This is a genomic window from Marinitoga sp. 1135, assembly GCF_013363245.1.
GTDB lineage: Bacteria > Thermotogota > Thermotogae > Petrotogales > Petrotogaceae > Marinitoga > Marinitoga piezophila.
Genome location: NZ_LBEZ01000018.1, coordinates 102,448 through 121,589, shown reverse-complemented (window position 1 = coordinate 121,589; position 19,142 = coordinate 102,448). Strand labels below are relative to the sequence as shown.

General features: G+C 28.7%; 16 protein-coding genes. 8 read left to right on the top strand and 8 right to left on the bottom strand.

Features of this window, described 5'->3' with window-relative positions; translation table 11 throughout:
- Window positions 1–32: 32 nt before the first annotated feature.
- Genes XO10_RS08110 through XO10_RS08095 form a run of 4 tightly spaced genes read right to left on the bottom strand, consistent with a single transcriptional unit; the run spans window position 33 to window position 3,118 of the window.
- Complete coding sequence (locus tag XO10_RS08110) at window positions 33–785, bottom strand: YebC/PmpR family DNA-binding transcriptional regulator (protein ID WP_014297094.1); 753 nt, start codon at window positions 783–785, stop codon at window positions 33–35.
- Window positions 786–797: 12 nt separating this feature from the next.
- A complete protein-coding gene (locus XO10_RS08105; protein ID WP_014297093.1) occupies window positions 798–2,210 on the bottom strand; it encodes a PP2C family protein-serine/threonine phosphatase in 1,413 nt (470 codons plus the stop codon).
- Complete coding sequence (locus XO10_RS08100; RefSeq protein WP_014297092.1) at window positions 2,203–2,571, bottom strand: response regulator transcription factor; 369 nt, start codon at window positions 2,569–2,571, stop codon at window positions 2,203–2,205. Before XO10_RS08100 ends, XO10_RS08105 begins: the two co-directional genes overlap by 8 nt.
- Window positions 2,564–3,118: a TIGR03936 family radical SAM-associated protein gene (locus XO10_RS08095; protein WP_014297091.1), complete on the bottom strand. Its 555-nt coding sequence runs from the start codon at window positions 3,116–3,118 to the stop codon at window positions 2,564–2,566. The genes XO10_RS08100 and XO10_RS08095 overlap by 8 nt, the downstream gene beginning before the upstream one ends.
- 89 nt (window positions 3,119–3,207) lie before the next feature.
- Between XO10_RS08095 and XO10_RS08090 the strand changes: the two genes are divergently transcribed.
- From XO10_RS08090 to XO10_RS08070, 5 genes are all read left to right on the top strand, one after another.
- A complete protein-coding gene (locus tag XO10_RS08090; protein ID WP_014297090.1) occupies window positions 3,208–5,196 on the top strand; it encodes a transglycosylase domain-containing protein in 1,989 nt (662 codons plus the stop codon).
- A gap of 4 nt (window positions 5,197–5,200) precedes the next feature.
- A complete protein-coding gene (locus tag XO10_RS08085; protein ID WP_014297089.1) occupies window positions 5,201–6,037 on the top strand; it encodes a cyclic nucleotide-binding domain-containing protein in 837 nt (278 codons plus the stop codon).
- 2 nt (window positions 6,038–6,039) lie between these two features.
- A complete protein-coding gene (locus tag XO10_RS08080; protein ID WP_014297088.1) occupies window positions 6,040–6,534 on the top strand; it encodes a hypothetical protein in 495 nt (164 codons plus the stop codon).
- A 141-nt stretch (window positions 6,535–6,675) separates the two neighbouring features.
- On the top strand, window positions 6,676–7,713 hold the full coding sequence (gene tdh, locus XO10_RS08075; protein ID WP_014297087.1) for an L-threonine 3-dehydrogenase: 1,038 nt from the start codon (window positions 6,676–6,678) through the stop codon (window positions 7,711–7,713).
- A gap of 12 nt (window positions 7,714–7,725) precedes the next feature.
- The gene (locus XO10_RS08070) at window positions 7,726–8,910 is read left to right on the top strand and encodes a glycine C-acetyltransferase (RefSeq protein WP_014297086.1); all 1,185 of its coding nucleotides are present in this window, start codon (window positions 7,726–7,728) and stop codon (window positions 8,908–8,910) included.
- Between the two features lie 46 nt (window positions 8,911–8,956).
- Here the strand turns inward: XO10_RS08070 and XO10_RS08065 are convergent, their stop codons facing one another.
- A complete protein-coding gene (locus tag XO10_RS08065) occupies window positions 8,957–10,132 on the bottom strand; it encodes an ABC transporter permease (protein ID WP_014297085.1) in 1,176 nt (391 codons plus the stop codon).
- A gap of 116 nt (window positions 10,133–10,248) precedes the next feature.
- Here XO10_RS08065 and upp point away from each other — a divergent pair, with 116 nt between their 5' ends.
- Complete coding sequence (upp, locus tag XO10_RS08060; protein ID WP_014297084.1) at window positions 10,249–10,884, top strand: uracil phosphoribosyltransferase; 636 nt, start codon at window positions 10,249–10,251, stop codon at window positions 10,882–10,884.
- A gap of 33 nt (window positions 10,885–10,917) precedes the next feature.
- On the opposite strand, the gene XO10_RS08055 is transcribed toward upp, so the two are convergent.
- From XO10_RS08055 to XO10_RS08045, 3 genes are read right to left on the bottom strand one after another with little or no spacing between them, the layout of a single operon-like run.
- Complete coding sequence (locus XO10_RS08055; protein WP_014297083.1) at window positions 10,918–12,015, bottom strand: extracellular solute-binding protein; 1,098 nt, start codon at window positions 12,013–12,015, stop codon at window positions 10,918–10,920.
- Entirely contained in the window at window positions 12,012–13,472 is a 1,461-nt protein-coding gene (locus XO10_RS08050) for an HD-GYP domain-containing protein (protein WP_014297082.1), read from the bottom strand. The genes XO10_RS08055 and XO10_RS08050 overlap by 4 nt, the downstream gene beginning before the upstream one ends.
- A gap of 2 nt (window positions 13,473–13,474) precedes the next feature.
- Window positions 13,475–14,590 (bottom strand): class I SAM-dependent RNA methyltransferase, encoded by a 1,116-nt coding sequence (locus tag XO10_RS08045; protein WP_014297081.1) that lies wholly within the window; start codon window positions 14,588–14,590, stop codon window positions 13,475–13,477.
- A 148-nt stretch (window positions 14,591–14,738) separates the two neighbouring features.
- Here XO10_RS08045 and XO10_RS08040 point away from each other — a divergent pair, with 148 nt between their 5' ends.
- Both XO10_RS08040 and XO10_RS08035 read left to right on the top strand, forming a co-directional pair.
- The gene (locus tag XO10_RS08040) at window positions 14,739–16,520 is read left to right on the top strand and encodes an ABC transporter permease subunit (protein ID WP_014297080.1); all 1,782 of its coding nucleotides are present in this window, start codon (window positions 14,739–14,741) and stop codon (window positions 16,518–16,520) included.
- The gene (locus XO10_RS08035; protein ID WP_175418468.1) at window positions 16,520–19,129 is read left to right on the top strand and encodes a sugar ABC transporter permease; all 2,610 of its coding nucleotides are present in this window, start codon (window positions 16,520–16,522) and stop codon (window positions 19,127–19,129) included. The genes XO10_RS08040 and XO10_RS08035 overlap by 1 nt, the downstream gene beginning before the upstream one ends.
- Window positions 19,130–19,142 lie beyond the last annotated feature (13 nt).

Below are 19,142 nucleotides of genomic sequence, written 5' to 3'. Positions count from 1 at the left end.
AAAGGGGCATAGATGCCCCTGAATTATTGAAATTACATTTTTTGTGCTAATCTTTCCATTTCTTCATCATCAATTTCAAAATTTGCAAATACTTCTTGAATATCATCGCTATCTTCAAGAGCATCTATTAACTTTAACATTTTTTCAGCATCGCTACCTGCTATCTTTACTGTATTTTTAGGAATATATGTTAATGATGCTTTCACTGTAAAGCCTTTATCTTTTAATGTATCTCTTACCTGAACCATATCTTCTGGTGCAGCTATTACCTGTATTGTTTCGTCTTCTATAACATCTTCTGCTCCCGCATCTAAAGCTTCCATCATAAATTCGTCAAGATCTGCTACTTCTTCTTTTGGAACTGTAATCATAGCTTTTCTTTCAAAATTCCATGCAACAGCTCCACTTTCAGCAAGACTTCCTCCATTTTTTGAAAGAATATGTCTTACTTCTTGAGCAGTTCTGTTTTTGTTATCTGTTAATGCTCTCATTATTATTGCTACACCTGCAGGACCATAACCTTCATACATTATTTCTACATAAGAATCTGCATCTGTTCCTCCAGCACCTTTTTTAATTGCAGCTTCAATCTTATCTTTTGGCATATTTGCATCTTTTGCTTTTTCAATAGCTGTTCTCAATCTTGGATTTGCTTCTGGATCATCTCCACCTTCTTTAGCAGCAACTGTTAATTCTCTGATTAATTTTGTAAAGATCTTTGACCTTTTTGCATCCTGAGCTGCTTTTCTATGCTTTATATTTGCCCACTTGTTGTGACCTGACATAATAAAACCTCCTTATACTTTTGATTTAACTATCATTATTGTAGTATCATCGTGTTGTGGCGCCCCGCCAACAAATTCATCGAGTTTCTTTATAATTCGTTCCAGCGTTTCTTTAGAACTTAATTCTCTCGACTTAACGAATAATTCCGTGAGTCTCTCTAATTCAAATTCTTCTTTTTCCATATTTCTTGCTTCAGTTATACCATCTGTGTAAATAGCTATATTAATTTCATTCTCATATTCTAATGTTTGACTTTCAAAGAAAAAACCATCCATAATTCCAACAGGCATATATTCAGCTTCAAAACTAAGTAATTCTCCGTCTTTTATTATCAATGTCGGATTATGCCCACAATTTATCATTTCCAGTTTCTTTTCTTTGTAATCAAGAATAATGAATATTGCAGTAACAAACCTATCCTGCGGAATTTCTTTTGAAATGTAATTGTTTAATTTATATACTATAGTTGTTAGATCGTTATTAGACTCCAGTTCGTGCCTTAAAATAGATCTAAATGATGTCATAATCAATGCTGCAGGTACGCTTTTACCTGAAACATCTGCAAGAACTAAAAATGCCTTGTCATCATCCATTTTTACAACATCATAATAATCTCCACCTATATCATATGCTGGTCTATAAAATGCATGAATATCCACATTTTCAAATTCCGGTAAAGTTTTTGGAAGTAATGATTGCTGAATCTCCGAAGCTATTCTCAACTGTTCTTCTAATTTTTCCTGTTCAATTTTTTTGTTTAAGAAATCTAAAGTATCATAACTAAAAGCTATTTGTTCCGCAACAGATTCCATTATTTTTCTATTACCTGCTGTAAATAATCCTTTACTTGAACCATAAAAAAGGAAGAATCCCCATACTTTCATTCTGGATTCTATTGGTATAAACATTATAGGTACTTCTTCATGAGTTATTGGATGTTTTTCAAGAATTATAGGTTTTATTTTACCTTCGGCATTTAAGTAATCTATTATTTGAACTGTTTTTTCAAAATCCAATATGGTAAAATCAGCATGCAGTATACTAAAATCTTTTCGTGGAGGAAAATCGGAAAATTCTCCCACAATAATATCATTATAGCTTATTATATCTTTAATTCTTTTTATTATACTTTCCATCGAACCATGTGGATCTAATGTTTCATTTAAAATTTTACCTATATCAAGAACAGCGGTTAATTCTTCATATAGTTTGGATAACTCTTCAACCTGTGCTTCAAGTTGAAGCGAAAATTCCTCTAATTGCGTTCTATAACTTTCCCCTTCTTCAAAAAGCACATCTATCAAAACTTCTATACGTTTTTTTATTTCTTCTAAATCTTTGGGTTGATCTTCTTTTTTATAATATGCCAGCTTTTCGTTTAATTTGTTATATATTTCAAGTCCATACTGGGTACTTTTATCCATTTCCCCCCACCGCCTGTTTTATTATATCCACTATATTTTTAGGGCTAAATGGTTTTGTTGCAACTTTAAAAGCTCCTAATGAAAGAGCTAATTCCTCATCTTCTTCCCCACCTTTTGCTGTAAGAACAAGTATTGGAAGGGATATATTTTCTTCTTTTAATTTTTTTAAAACAGTAAAACCATCCATTTTGGGCATCATAATGTCCAAACATACTGCATCAGGTTTTAATTCTTTTATTTTTTGAAGTCCTTCTTCACCATCCCTTGCTTCGTGAACTTCAAAACCTTCTTTTTTAAAATTAAAATTTAATATTTTTCTCAACACATCAGAATCATCTACTATAAGGATTTTTTTACTCAATTTTCTCCCCCCAAATCGCATCATATACTATGGGATAAAACAAAAAGTCTTCTTTTGTATCGGAAAAAGTTTTCCATATATTATATACTTTATTGTACTCCTGTTTATATTTTAACACATAAATCCCTTTTTTGTTTATATAATATTCAAAATCAATAAATCGCTCTTTCATTTTGTTATATTCTTCAATAAATTTATCGAACAAATTTCTGGAAAGATAAACCCTGAAACTGTAATATTTTATTTTTATTTTAAAGTTATCCTCCACCTTTTTATAATCTAATAATCTAAATCCTTCTGACATAAAATCATTTAATCTGGAAAAATCATATTCTTCTATTGTATTAAGGGTTACATATAAGCTTCTATTTATATATCCCAGAGGAATAGCCTGGGCTATACTCATTTTTGGTTTTGAATGAAAACCTTTTGTAAATTCCATTTTTATTTTAGCACGTCTAAAGATACGTTCTATTTCTTCCAGTGTATCATTATGCGAAATATAAGCAGATTTCCCGGATTTCTTAAATCTCAAAAGATATTTCAAGTTCCCACTCCCAATATGATATAATATTAATAGCGTTTTTATTATATACTACTTTTATTAAAAAGTCTTTAAATATGGAGGAATATGCTTTGAAATATTTTTTTTCTGGTGTTATTGTCTCATTACTTATCAGTATTATACTACTTGGATACTCTTATTCTATATATAAATCACGTTCTATTTTTTCTATAAACAATAATTATAATACATATCTCTTTTCTGACGGAAATGAAATATTTCCACCTAAGTTTAAGTATATTGAGTTTAAAGATATTCCCGTAGATTTAACTTTTATATTATTATGGTCAGAAGATAGGGATTTTTATGGACATCCGGGGTTTAATTTAAAAGGGTTTACAAGAGCTATTATAACAAATATTTTGCACGGAACTTCATATGGCGGAAGTACCTTAACCCAACAAATTGTTAAGAATATTTATCTAACAAGAAAAAAAGTTATTACCAGGAAAATTATAGAAATATTCATCTCTTTCTGGGTTGAGAGAAATTACACAAAAAATGATATACTTGAAGCTTATATAAATACTGCTTATCTTGGTAATGATATAAATGGATTTGGCGCTGCAGCCAAAAGATACTATAATAAAGAACTAAAAGACTTAAATATGGCTGAAATTTCTGTACTCGTTGGAATATTAAATGCACCAGAATACTATAATCCTTATAAACACCCATTAAAAGCAAAAAAACAGGGACTTATTATACTTGACTCACTATTCACAAATAATTTTTTATCAAAAGAAGAATATAAAAATTATACTCAATTGTTAAATGAAATGACCTTTAAAAAACCTGATTTTGATGATAATAACTTACAACTTGTTCTTGCAATAAAGGAAGAAGCCGATAGATTGGGTATTAAAAATGGTGGGTATATTATTAAATCTACTATTAATAGAGATTTATTTGAAACAGTAAAAGATACCTGGGATGCTTCAAAAAATGCTATTTTATTAAATAACAAAACCGGAGAAATAATTTCTTTTTTTGGCAGCCAATATGATGTTTTTAAATCAAAACGTCAAATCGGTTCTAATATAAAACCTTTTTATTATTTACTGGCAATAGAAAAAGGTTTTTCTCCGGAAACTCAATTAATAGATGAACCTTTAAAAATTGGAAATTGGGCTCCTAAAAATTTTGAAAAGACATTTAGAGGCAGTGTATCTCTCAAAGAAGCTTTGATTCATTCTATTAATATACCTTCAATACAATTATTTCTAAAGCTTGGAAATAGTCCAACCGAATCAATAAAAATTGTTGAAAACTTTCTTAAAAATGAAATTGGTATGGACGCATATTATCCTGATGATATTACTATTTCTCTTGGAACTATTGAAAGTAATACCTACAATATAGCTCGCGCTTTTACAATATTCCCTAATTTTGGATTAATACCTAAAATTTATATAATCGATGAAATTATGGATAAAAACGGAAATGTTATTTATAAAAGACAACCTAAAATTGAAAGAAAGATTAAAACCATTTCTAATACTTCTTATAATACAATGAATAAACTATTAAAAGAGGTTGTTGAAGAAGGAACTGCCAGAAATTTATTTGCGTCTAAAAGAGATTTTTATGGAAAAACAGGAACGGCTGATAACTCTGTTTGGTTTTCTGGATTTGACGGAAAGATAACTATATCCACAAGAGTTGATGGAAAATTCTTATTATCAACAACACACGCAATACCAGCCGCCAGAAAGATTTTAGGAAATTATTATTCATATAATTCATTTGCACATGTCCCATATTATTATTTAGAATTAAGCAATAAACAGAATGATTCATTAACAACGTTTTTATCTACAAAATTTAATATTTCAGAGTTGAGATATAGTAAATCAGGATATATAAAAAATATTCAAAATTATGAATTCCTATTTCCAGATTACTATTATAAATCAAACAAATTATTAAACAAAGATAGTAATCCTCATATTTTCGAATATGAAAATATTCCTAACCAAACACAAATAGACAAAGATTCAACTGATATATTATTCATGGATACAGAGTTTCCTGATTTATATTTTAAAATTAGAAGGTGATTTTATGAAAGACTTTTTTAATCCTGGCGAAGTAATTTTAAAAGAAAATGAAACGTATAATTTTTGTTATTATATTATCTCCGGAAAGGTTATGACTTCTTTAAAAAACAACGAATTACAGCCAGGTGATTTTATAGGTACAATGAGTTTTATTACTGGAAAACCTTTGCTTGAAAGTTATATAGCAAATACTCGGGTTGAAGTTTTAAAAATAAGCAAGGAAACGCTTATAAAATTAATTGATGAAAAAGAATTCGAAAAATTTTTTGAGCATATTTCAAATCTTTACATAAATTTATTTTATAAAAGTGTTTTTGGAGTTATTCCTGATATTTCAGAACTTTTAAAAATGAAAGCTCGCGCCCTTAATAAACGCGATGTATTGGATGATTTAATTTTAGATGAAACAGACGCATTATTATCAGAATTAGATCAAATCTTAAATGCCGGTGAAATATTTGAAACTGAATTGCCGGATGATCCTGATGTTGCAGCTGAAAGTTTTAAGGCTTTATTTGATAAAGATAATTTAGACCTTCCCGGAATAATAGTATATACAACAAATTATATAAGAAAGAATTTAAGCAATAATGTATTGTGTGAGGACTTAATATATGCTTTTGAGAAATCAATAGAAATAGAAGACAGAGCGCTTGTAAAATATTTTTTATATCTATCTACCATTTTTTGTAAAGATAGAGAAAGAATACAGGAAATTTTAGAAGAATACCTTGAAATATTGCGTTTCTGGGGGATTCCTTCCTGGGGAGAAATGTTAATTAGAATAGAAAATTATGAAATGTATCTTAACTTATTTAATAAAAAGAATGAAGGTGAATAATCATGGAAGTTTCTTTAATTACAAACCTTTCAAAAGAAGTTCAGGAAATTGCATATATACAAAGCGGCGTTGTAATTTCTGTATTAAAATATGGAAATGATGAAAAGATGGGGCAGGTATTTTGCGAAGATGATTATTTTGGTCTTGATTCATTAATTTTTGGATTAAATATTATTGATTATTATAAAGTTGGAAAAACTCGTTTTAAAAAAGATTCTTATTCTTTATTTAGAGACCTTTTAAAGGATCCAAATTACATGGAACAATTCTTTTTTAATTTAAAAATAATCTTTATGGAAATAGCTTCTTTTATGAAAAAACCAGAAGAAGAAATATTATTATTAAATTTAAAAAAATTACATAATAGAAGTCAAAAAATAAAAGGATTACCCAAAGAATTTGTTTTAACATATATTTCTCAGGATAAAATACAAAAATTACTATCCAGCGAGCTAATTACTGAAGATGAAGAATTGTATTATTATAATCCTAAGTAAATCACACATATTTAACCTTCATTGTTTTTTAAAACATCTAATTGCACGTAACCTGAAAAAAATGACATTGAAATTTTTTTCATTTTTGCGATAAACTTAAAGTACGAAAACTAAAAAGGATGGTGAACTCTGTTGGGAACAATGAAGGCTATTGTCAAAAAAGAACCTGGAAAAGGATTTTCGCTTGAAGAAGTTGAAATTCCTGAAATTAAAGAGCCAAATGATGTAAAGGTTAAAGTTTTAAATGCTTCCATATGCGGAACTGATTTACATATCTGGAAATGGGATGAATGGTCACAGCAAAGAATTAAAACTCCACAAATTGATGGTCATGAATTTGTTGGTGAAGTTGTTGAAGTTGGTCCTATGGTAAAAGGATTAAAACCGGGAGATATTGTTGCTGCAGAAACACATATTCCATGTGGCGTTTGTAAACAATGTAAAACTGGTAAAATGCACATATGTAAAAATATGCAGATATTAGGTGTGGATAGAGACGGTGTTTTTGCAGAGTATGTTGTAGTACCTGAAATTGTGTTATGGAAACTTGATCCATCTATACCAAGAGAGTTTGCTTCTGTTATGGAACCCCTTGGAAACGCTATACATACAGCTACTGCAGTTGATTTAAGAGGAAAAACCGTTTTAATTACAGGTGCAGGTCCAATTGGAGTTATGGCTGTTCAGGTTGCAAAGGTATCTGGTGCTGCTACAATAATAGTAAGTGAACCTTCAGAATATAGAATGAATATGGCTAAAGAAATGGGAGCAGATTATATTATAAACCCTCTTGAAGAAAATCTTGTAGAAGAAGTTATGAAATTAACAAATGATGATGGCGCAGATGTTTTACTTGAAATGTCAGGTAATCCTAATGCTTTAAATCAAGGAATAAATGCTTTAACTAATGGCGGAGATGCTGTTATACTTGGCGTTTTTCCAACTAATCCTGTTCCATTTGAAATGAATACTGCCGTATTTAAAGGTATAAATATACATTGTATTACAGGAAGAAAAATGTTCGAAACATGGCAAATAGCATCAGAATGGCTAAGAACAAAAAAACTCGATCTTTCAAAGGTTATTACACATGTATTACCAATGGAAGAATTTGAAAAAGGTTTTGAAATTATGAATTCTAAAAAAAGTGGTAAAATAATCCTTAAAATCTCTGAATAAGGGGGAGAGAAAATGAATTTCTATGAACAACTTGTAGCTGAAATGAATGAATTAAAGGAAAATGGATTATTTGTAACTATTAGAACACTTGAAAGTGCTCAGGGTGCATGGTTTGAAGTTGATGGAAAAAAAGTTTTAAATCTTTGTTCAAATAATTATCTTGGTTTCGCGAATAATGAAAGAATGAAAAAAGCTGCTATAGAAGCAATAGAAAAATATGGAGTAGGTCCTGGTGCTGTAAGAAGTATTGCAGGTACAATGGATATACATACACAACTTGAGAAAGAACTTGCTGCATTTAAAAAAACTGAAGCAACTTTAGTTGTTCAATCAGGATTTAATGCTAACCAGGCAGTTATTCCTGCAATTACAACTAAAGATGATGCAATATTATCAGATGAATTAAACCATGCAAGTATTATAGACGGTGTAAGATTATCAAAAGCAAAAAAATACGTATGGAAACATAAAGACGTTAAGGATCTTGAAGAAAAATTAAAAGAAGCTAAAGAAGCTGGAGCAAGAAGACTCTTAATTATCACAGATGGTGTTTTCAGTATGGATGGCGATTTAGCTCCATTACCAGAAATTGTTGAAGTTGCTGAAAAGTATGATGCTATTGTTATGGTTGATGATGCACATGGAGAAGGAGTTCTTGGTGAAAGTGGAAGAGGAATTGTAGACCATTTCCACCTACACGGAAGAGTTCATATAGAGGTTGGTACTCTTTCTAAAGCATTTGGTGTTGTTGGAGGCTTTGTAGCTGGTAAAAAGGAATTAATAGACTATTTAAAACAAAAAGCAAGACCTTTCTTATTTAGTAGTTCATTATCCCCAGCAGAAGCAGGCGCTGCTCTTGAAGCTGTAAGAATACTTGTTGAAAGCGGAGAAGTTGTAGAAAGATTATGGGATAATGCAAAATACTTCAAAGAAAAATTAAATGCACTTGGGTTTGACACATGGCATAGCGAAACACCTATTACACCTGTAATGTTATATGATGCAAAGGTTGCAAAAGAGTTTAGTTTAAAACTCTTTGAAGAGGGTATTTTCGCTCAATCAATTGGATATCCTACAGTACCAAAAGGATTAGCAAGAATCAGGGTTATGATTAGTGCAGCACATACAAAAGAAGATCTTGATTTCGCTGTTGAAAAATTTGAAAAAATCGGTAAAGAATTAAATATTATAAAATAAATAAAATAGCAATGCCTTTGGCATTGCTATTTTATTATAATTTTAATCATCTTCTTTCAACATGTGATAGAGATAAATAACTTATAAAAAAGGCTATAATTGTAAATCCGACCATAATGAATATATCTTTTTGAATCATAGAAAGATTATAATTTAATAAAGCTACTTTTCTTAAAGAATCTATGGAATATTTTATAGGTAATGCATATGACCATTTATACCATACAGATTCCTTAGGAATGGAGATTAATACATCGCCAAATAAAATCATAACTCCAATAAATATAGCGAGCATAAATGTTGTTGTTCTTGTAGTTTTGGCAATAGATGCTATTAACAGCCCAAAAGTAGCAAACATTATTACATTTAATGTTATTAAAATTACTAAATTAATTTCACTCCCAGCAAAATTTGTTCCATAATGTTCAAAAACATACCAGGTTATAAAACTTGAAATTAACCCAAGAAATACATATGTCAATAACTTATATACTGAAAATTCCCAGATTTTAAGCCCATTTGCTCTATATATATCAAGTAATCCATTTTCTCTTGTTTGTGAAACAGATATACCAATTCCTCCCATTGAAAATATCAATATTAATACGAGTATTGATGATGGAGCTAGCATATCCTGAAAATCCAATGATGCACCTTTAACATTTTTTAAAGATCCATCTTTTATATCGGGGATCTTTATGGTAATTTCCGGAGGTACTCTATCCTTATCTACTGAAATACCTCCTTTTAAAACAAATTGCGTTGTTGAACCAACTGAAATTTCAGGAATTCCTGCCAATTCATTAAATAATGCTTTTACCACGGTATAAATAGCAACACTGCTATTTAAATCGTTCGGGTTGGGAACAATTATTAATTGTGTTTTTTTGTAATTCTTTAAATCATTCATAAATCCTTTTGGAATAATTAGAATTGAATCAAATTTATTTTCTTTAATGGCTTCTGTCATCTCTGTTTTAGAGGAAAGCTGTACAGCATCTTTCCATTTAAAAAATTGACTTAAAAACATAAATCCAAATTTACCCAAAAATGAATTATCCTCATTATAAACAGCAATTTTATAATCTGCCAGCATATTTTCTGGAAACAAATTAGAACCAAGATATGCTAACAAAAACGGAATTAGAATTATTGATATAATAAATCCTTTATTTCGAAAAATTTTTATGAGTTCATATTTCATCAGGCTAAATATTTTCATTTTTTTCCTCCTTCTAATTTGACATCATCTTTTTATATTTTATCAAAATTTTTTCACACTTCCAAGTATATTTTATGATATAATGTTAAAGAATTTAAATATAGGAGGTTAAAGTTATGGATTTTAAAAACCTTACTGTGGTAAACCACCCTTTAATCAAACACAAACTTACAATTATGAGAAACAAAAACACCGGTCCAAAAGAATTTAGAGAATTATTAAATGAAATAACTCTATTATTAACTTACGAAGCAACAAGAAATCTGCCAACAATAGATGTAGATGTAGACACACCTATTCAAACAACAACAGGTCAAATGGTTGAAGATAAAAAAATCACCATAGTTCCAATATTAAGAGCAGGTCTTGGTATGATGGATGGTATTTTAAGCCTTGTACCAAATGCCAGTATAGGTTTTCTTGGAATCTATAGAGATCCTGAAACCTTAAAACCTGTAGAATATTATTTAAAATTTCCACCATTTACAGAAAATCACTATGTTTTCATAGTTGATCCAATGCTTGCAACAGGATTCTCAATTAAATATGCCATTAAAAAAGTTAAAGAATTTGGAGTTAAAAATATTATTGTTATGTCATTGTTAGCCGCTCCAGAAGGAGTTAAAAATGTAGAAGAGGAACATCCAGATGTTAAGATTTTTACTGCTGCAATGGATGAAAAATTAAATGATCACGCATATATTATCCCTGGACTCGGGGACGCTGGAGATAGGTTATTTAGAACAAAATAAAAATTAAATTAAAATAAGGGGTTTTAAAACCCCTTATTTTTTATATTTTATTTTATTAAGCCAGCTTTCAAATAATTTTTCCTCACTTATTTTATCGTTTAAATATTCCACAAATTCATTGGAAAAAAATTCATATAATATATAATCTGTGTTTTTATCTATTTTAACTGCATCTTTTAATTGTGAGGCTACAATATTTCCACTTTTCTCCAATCTTTCTATTAACCCTTTATTTGGCATCAGTGTACTGTTATATTCATAAAACTTTTCTGCAACATAATTAGAACCCAAATACTCAAATGCTTTCTCGGTATATTTATTATCTTTCAATAATACCCATTGCTGCCCACCCATAGGTGAAAATCTTCCAGAAAATCCACGAGGTGTATAATAAACTTTAAAATCTTTACCTTTTTCTCTTAAAGTTGAAAAACTCCATGGACCATTAAATATTATTTTTACATCACCAGAAATAAACATTCTCATCATTTCTTCATAAAAATCCGAACACACTCTCGGAATTAAACCATTTTTGTAATAATATTTTATTCTTCTTGATATAGAAATAAAATTTTCCTTATCGGCATTTTCCGTCAAAAAATTCCTATCATTACTTCCATATAAAACACTCATCCACCACCCAGAAACATATGGAATATAAACTGCATATTGCATAATTTTATCTTTATCAAAACCTTTATCCTTAATTGTCTTTCCATTAATATCTACAGTATTATTTTCAATAAAATCAAAAAAATCATTAATAGTTTCTGGCGGTTTTATTTTATCATTCGCATCATAAATCATTACAAGCGTGTCCACTGCCTGCAATACAGGTTCTGATTTTACATATTTTTTAAACCACTCCGGCATTTTTATATCAACACGTGCAATATCAATATTAATATTTTGTTTTATCATTTCCTGAATTCTTGAAAAATGGCCGGAAAAAGGAACTCTTATTATATTAAATTTAATAAAATGAAACATCTCATAATGTTTTAATATTTTTTCTAATCCTATTATTTCTTCTTCAGACATTTGAGTTACAATATTTATATTTTTTCTTGGATATAATATATATACCCCTATTAATACTAAAATCAGAGCTATTCCAAGAATTTTTTTCATTCTTTTTCCCCCATGTTTTTATACAGGTTTCTAATTTTATCTATGTTATTCACAAAAATCTCAACTATTTTCGGATCAAAATGTTTTCCTTCACCGCTCATAATTATTTTTACACCTTCTTCAAATTCAAAAGCTTTTTTATACGGTCTTTCTGATAACAAAGCATCAAACACATCACAAACCGCTACTATTCTTCCTTCTATAGGTATTTCTTCTCCCTTTAATCCTTCTGGATACCCACTCCCATCGTATTTTTCATGATGATATAAAGCTATTTTACTTGCCATTTCAAATAATTCATCATCAACCTTTTTTAATATTTCATATCCTATTGTTGTATGCTTTTTCATTATTTCAAATTCGTCATCATCTAATTTTCCGGGTTTTTGCAAAATTGAATCAGGAATACCTATTTTTCCAATATCATGTAATTGTGCAGCATAATAAATCATTTCTACCTTTTTTTTATCTTCAAATACCTCTTCTGCAATTATTCTTGAAACTTTTCCTACTCGTATTATGTGGTTTCCTGTTATTTCATCTCTAAATTCCGAAATATTTCCAAGGAGTTTTAAAATTTCCTGAATAAGCTTCTTATTTTTTTTCATATATTCTATATTTTGCAAAAACATCATAAATAATGTTTTCCCTATATCATCTATTTCTTTTATATTTGTCTTAGGCACTTCAAATTTTGTATCTTCACCATGAATTAATTTTTCTCCTATAATCTTTGATTTTTCAGAAAATTCTTCTATATTCCTTCTAATTTTTTCATAATGTGATTTTTCTATATAAAAAACAATTATAAATATAATAAGTAATATAGCAATCCATTGTATAGAAGTTTTTATAATATAATCCCATATATGCACATTAATATCTATTAATAAATAAAACGGATAATATGTAAATGTATCATTATTAAATCTCGAATAATAAAATGCATCACCTATTTTTACCAAACCTTTTAAATTAAGATTTTTATCTTTTAAATTTACGTTTTTTTCTATGTTAGAATAAATTATTTTTTTATTATAATCTACAACCATAAAATTCTCTTCAAACTCTAATTTCCTTGCCACATTTTTTATTATATTTGGAAGAAAAACTCTTTTTACATAGTAACTATCATTAACTTTATAAAACGTAAGCAGTTCCTTATCTTTAATTACCGAATATCCACCTAAAGATCCCACATCTTTTAATGCATTTTCAATATTATTTTCTACTATTGAGACCTTTTCAGCCTTTTCGGTTAATAATTGATTATTTATTTCTCTTGTAATTTCTGTAAAAAAGAAATTTGATATTTTATCGTAAATTTTTTCCTTATAACATGTTTCTTTTCTTATATTCATGTATATATTCGGTGGCAGTAAAAGAAGCATTATCAAAAATAAAAATATTAAACTCATTCTATCAAATAGCTCTCTTACTGAGTACTCTCTTCTCATTTTTATACCCCTTCAAAATAATATATATACGCCTCGTGATTTCCATTTATTATTTTCTTTTTATTCTTTGCTTTACTTCCAAAAAAATCTTCAAATTCTTCATGTGAAGTAATGATAGTATATTTAAAATCAGGATATTTTCTTTTTAAATATCTCATCTGTTCATAGATTTTTTCTGCATGATCTTTATCCTTTAATCTATCGCCATACGGCGGATTTGTAATTATATGTCCTTCTTTATAATCAAGATTTATACTTTCCATATTTGCTTTTACAAAGGTTATATATTTATTTATATCAAAATTTCCAGCATTTTTTCTGGCAATTTCTATCATTTTATATGCTTTGTCATAACCATATATTTTTAACTCTTTATTATAATCAATTTCTTTTAATAACTCTTTTTTCATTCCATCAAAAAGATTTGAATTAAAATTATACCAGTCATTAAATGAAAAATCTCTATAAATTCCCGGCGGAATATTTAAACCATACAATACACCTTCAATAGGAATTGTTCCGGAACCACAAAATGGATCTATTAAAGGATATCTTCTTTTCCATCCACTTTTTAATATCATCGCCGCTGCAATTGTTTCTCTCAATGGCGCTTCGCTCACATATTTTCTATATCCCCTTTTGTGCAAGCCATCTCCTGAAGTATCGAGCGCCAAGGTTACTTTATTGTTTTTTATATATACCCTTATTTTATATACGCCTTTTTCTTCATTATACGTGTTTATTTTATATCCTTTTTTTAAATTTTCAATTATTGATTTTTTTACAATTGATTGAATTGTTGATTTATTATATAACTTTGATTTTGAGCTTCTTACCTTGTCAATAATTATTTTTCCATTTTTTGGTAAATACTGTTTTAAATCAATATCCAAAATTCCATCAAATAATTCGTCAAACGTTTCTGCATAAAATTCTCCTATTTTAATCATAACTCTTTCTGCAGTACGCAATAAAATATTTAATTTATAATAATCATATTCTTTACCATAAAATTCAACAATTCCATTATTTGCATTTTTTAATTTATATCCCATTTTTTTCAATTCATTTGAGAGAATTTTTTCCAAACCTATTGAACATAACACCATATATTCCATAATATCACCACACTTAATTTTTTCTATATTATAACATATTTCTTTGTAAAAAGTATGGTAAAATAGCTATTTTTATGTTATAATTATTAAGTATCAACGTTTAAAAGGAAATATATAAAAAATTTACTTATTTTAAGGGAGGGACACCATGAAATTCATCGGCAAGGCATTGTTGTACTCATTTATCGCACTTCTAAATGCCGGATTAATCTGGACTATATTTATTTTATCTGGATTGGGAAATTACGGTCTGGCAGTTGTTATTGCAGCATTTACTATACTCGCAAATATTGCAATATTTTCAAAAAAAGGATACCCATATCGTTATACCTTACCTGCAATGTTTTTCCTATTTATTTTAACAGTATACCCTATTTATTACACAGTAAAAACTGCTTTTACCAATTATGGAACAGGACATTTATTTACAAGAGATCAGGCTATTCAAATTTTATTGGAAGATCCAAATTATTTATATGAACCACAAAATGGTGAAAATTTTAATTTTAAAGTATTTGTTGTTATGAAAGATTTTAAACCAACAGAAGATTTTTTAATACTTTTATATAACGATGATAAATTACTTTTAGCACAAAAACCTTCTGAAATAAAAACAGATGCAAAGGGAAATACCAAATTAGCAGTTTCAGAATTATATGAAATTTCTAAGGATAAATTAAAAGCAAATATTAATGGCGAAATTTATACAGCATTCACAAGAATCGCTATAGACGAAACCTTCAAAGAATTGCCTTTAGAAAAAAAGGCCGAAGAAATTATAGGATTTGAAACGGATTCTGGAAAGAAATATGTATATTTTTATTCACCTATAGACAGAGAAACTTTCAAAAATGCCGCGTTTTATAATTCTGTTCTCAGGCAAAAGTATATAGGAGCTCTTGAATTAAAAACACCAGAAGGAAAAAGTTACAGACTGTCTTCGAGATACATATATAAGAAATTTAATGAATCGTATAGAATATATGAATTAAGAGTCAAACCTATATACAAAAATAATAAAAAAACATACAAAACTATTATATTTAATACCAGAACCAATAGGGAATTAGTAGAAAAAGATGGTGCTTTCTGGGATTATAATGAGAACGGAAAATTAGAAAGACTTATAGGTTATTCGCATTTTGTGGGAGCATATCAATTCAAGCGTATAAAAGATGACCCAAAGATTTCCGGTCCATTTCTTAAAATCTTTGGTTGGACATTTACTTATGCAGCTTTAAGCGTGTTGTTTAGTTTTATTATAGGTATGATTCTGGCTTTAATGCTTAATGATAAAAATATGAAAGGTAGAATATTATATAGAACTCTTTTAATAATACCCTGGGCAGTTCCGGCATTTATTTCTGTATTAATATGGAGAAACGGCTTTTTCAATGAAACATATGGTATATTAAACAGATTTGTTATTACAACGTTGGGACTGGAACCTATAAAATGGTTAAATGACCCATTTTGGGCAAAGGTAGCTGTGTTGATTGTAAATACATGGCTTGGATTTCCATATATGATGACAATAACCTTAGGTGCTTTACAGAGTATTCCAGATGAACTTTATGAAGCAGCTTCTATTGACGGAGCAACACGTTGGACACAATTTAAAAAGATTACTTTACCATTATTAATGGTTTCCCTTACACCTTTACTTGTAAGCAGTTTTGCATTTAATTTCAATAATTTTGTTAATATATATTTGTTAACAGGTGGTGGCCCTGCAATGCCAGGAGCAACAACACCTGCAGGTTCAACAGATATACTCATCTCATATACATATAAATTGGCTTTTGAAGGTTCTCGAGGTCAGGATTTTGGTTTTGCAAGTGCTATTTCAATATTAATCTTTGCTATAGTATCCGGTATTAGTTATTTCAACTTTAAATTATCCGGTGCATTTGAAGAGGTGAGCAGATAATGGCTATGATACAGAAGAAAAATTATATATTAAGACATATATTTCTTATTATAATCACTATAATTGTGCTTTTCCCTTTAGTTTGGGTTGTTACAACATCTGTAAGACGAGATAATGCAGCATTTTCTCCAAAATTATTTTCATCAAGAATTACATTTAATTATTATAGAGATTTATTGTTCCCAAAAGCTACTGTTCCGGAATTAATAAAAGATATGAACAGTACTGCACATTTTATCGGTGAAAATTCTTCTCTTTCATTTGATGAAGCCAGAGAAAAGTTAAATACACAAATCTCTGATTTTGAAACATATATATCAGAAACAAAACAATATTTCGAAGATATAAATTTAAGATTTGAAAATATCCTTACTAATATTAACTCAAAATACTCAAATGAAATATTAAATGACATTAATACTGCAAGAAATAATGAAGTAAAAAATCTTTCCGAAATTGAAAAAGAATTAGTTAGGGGAATGGATTTATCAGAAATAAATGAAAATATATCCTCTTTAAAAACTAAAATCAATGAATATTTGAAGCTTAGAGATGAAGCAAGAACCATATTAAACAAAATCTCTATAACTCCAAAAAATAAAACATATATATCTAAAACTTTTGATACAATATATGGCTTAAAACCAGGCTATACGCTCTGGAACATAAGAGTATATAAAAAATGGAAAAAGTTACAACCTGATAATTCAGAATTACAAAAATTACCAGCGATTATAAAATCACTATATGCAAATTGGAAGGATATTACTAAAACAGCTGAACAAGTTGATGATTACTTTGCAACTCTTGAAAATGAAAAATACGGTAATGAGCTTTCAAAACTAAAAGATTATGAAAGTAAAATTAGTTCTTTACAGAAAAAATCAAATGAATTATCTTCAAAAATTAGCGAAAAGAATAAAGAAATATTAAAATTAAATGGTGACTTAAATGCATTATTGGAAATCTACGCTCCATATGGCGAAAAACTTTCCTCGGCAGTTGATATATTTAAAAAGTACAATTTAAAGGAAAAAAAGATTTATACATTGGAAATGCAAAAATTAATGGATAATGCAAAATATCTTTCAAATGCATTTACTACAATAAATGAAAATTTTGTATTATTCGATGATTTTAAAGAATACAAAACCTACATTGAATCATTTGCCAGTTCTTTCATATGGATAAATGATAATGCAGTAAAAATTTATTCAAATAAAGATGTGGAATTTTTAAATCCCGCATATAAAACAATTACAGGTGTAATTGAAGCTATTAATCCAACAATAAAAACCTTTGAAAATCTTGTTTTAACCTTAGCAACGAATATAAAAGAAGCTGAAACATTGGATAGCGAGTATTCAAGGATAAAAACTGAATTAGAAAAATACAATAATGAATATAACACTTTATACAATTCTCTTAAAACTGAATTTGATAAATTTGATAAATTAAAGAATTATGGCGAATTATTAATGGTAAAGGAATTTATAAACGCTGATGTTAATAATTATGAAGAAGCACAATTTATTTCAACGTTATTAAATTCTAAAATATTTAAATACTACAAGCCAGATAAGAAGGATATAAACATCTTCACATTAAAAGAAAATATTGAAGAAGCCAATGAAAAATTCCAGAAAAGTCTTGTTTCATTTAATAAAATAATAGAAGAATTTGAATCACAATTAGCAGAGTTGAAAAACAATTCTGATGATTACTTAAAATTAAATTATGGTGGATATACAGCAGATATTTTGCCTATTATGCAAATTTCATCTATATACAACTCAAAATACGGTCCTGCAAAGGCTGATCTCTCAAGATCCTCAAGAATTGTATCAGACCTTTCTGATTCTGTAAAATATAAGGCTTTAAAATCAGATTTAAGAAAAATAGATGGAAATATATATAATCTACTTGACAAATGGAATCCAAAGCAAAGAAAGCCTTTCTTAAGATGGCTCATGAACTCTATAATCGTGGCTGGAATTACTGCAATACTAACAGTTTTAATGACAGCTGTTGCAGCTTATCCATTTAGTAGAATGAGATTTAAAGGAAGAAAAGAAGGGTTATTATATTTAATGCTTATTCAAATGTTCCCTGCAATTATGTATATGGTTGCATTATATGGAATCCTTAAATTCATGGGTGATTATTTTGGATTTATAGGTCTCGATACGTTATCAGGGTTGATATTTGTTTATCTTGGTGGTGTTGCATTTAATATGTGGCTTATAAAAGGGTATTACGATACTATTCCAGATTCTCTTGAAGAATCTGCCATGATTGATGGCGCTACAAGATTCCAGACTTTCTGGTTAATTGTATTGCCTCTTGCATCACCAATTTTAGCAGTTGTAACTATATTATCATTTATGGGAACATTCAATGAATTTGTTATGGCAAGAATAGTTCTTGCAAGTGAACAGAACTTCACATATGCTGTCGGATTACAAACATTCTCATCAGGTCCATTTGAAACTGAATGGGGTCTATTTACAGCAGCAGCATTATTAGGTGCAGTTCCAATGGTTATTCTATTCCTTTCCATGCAAAAATATCTTGTAGGTGGATTAACTCAGGGTTCAGTAAAAGGATAATTCACATAACATA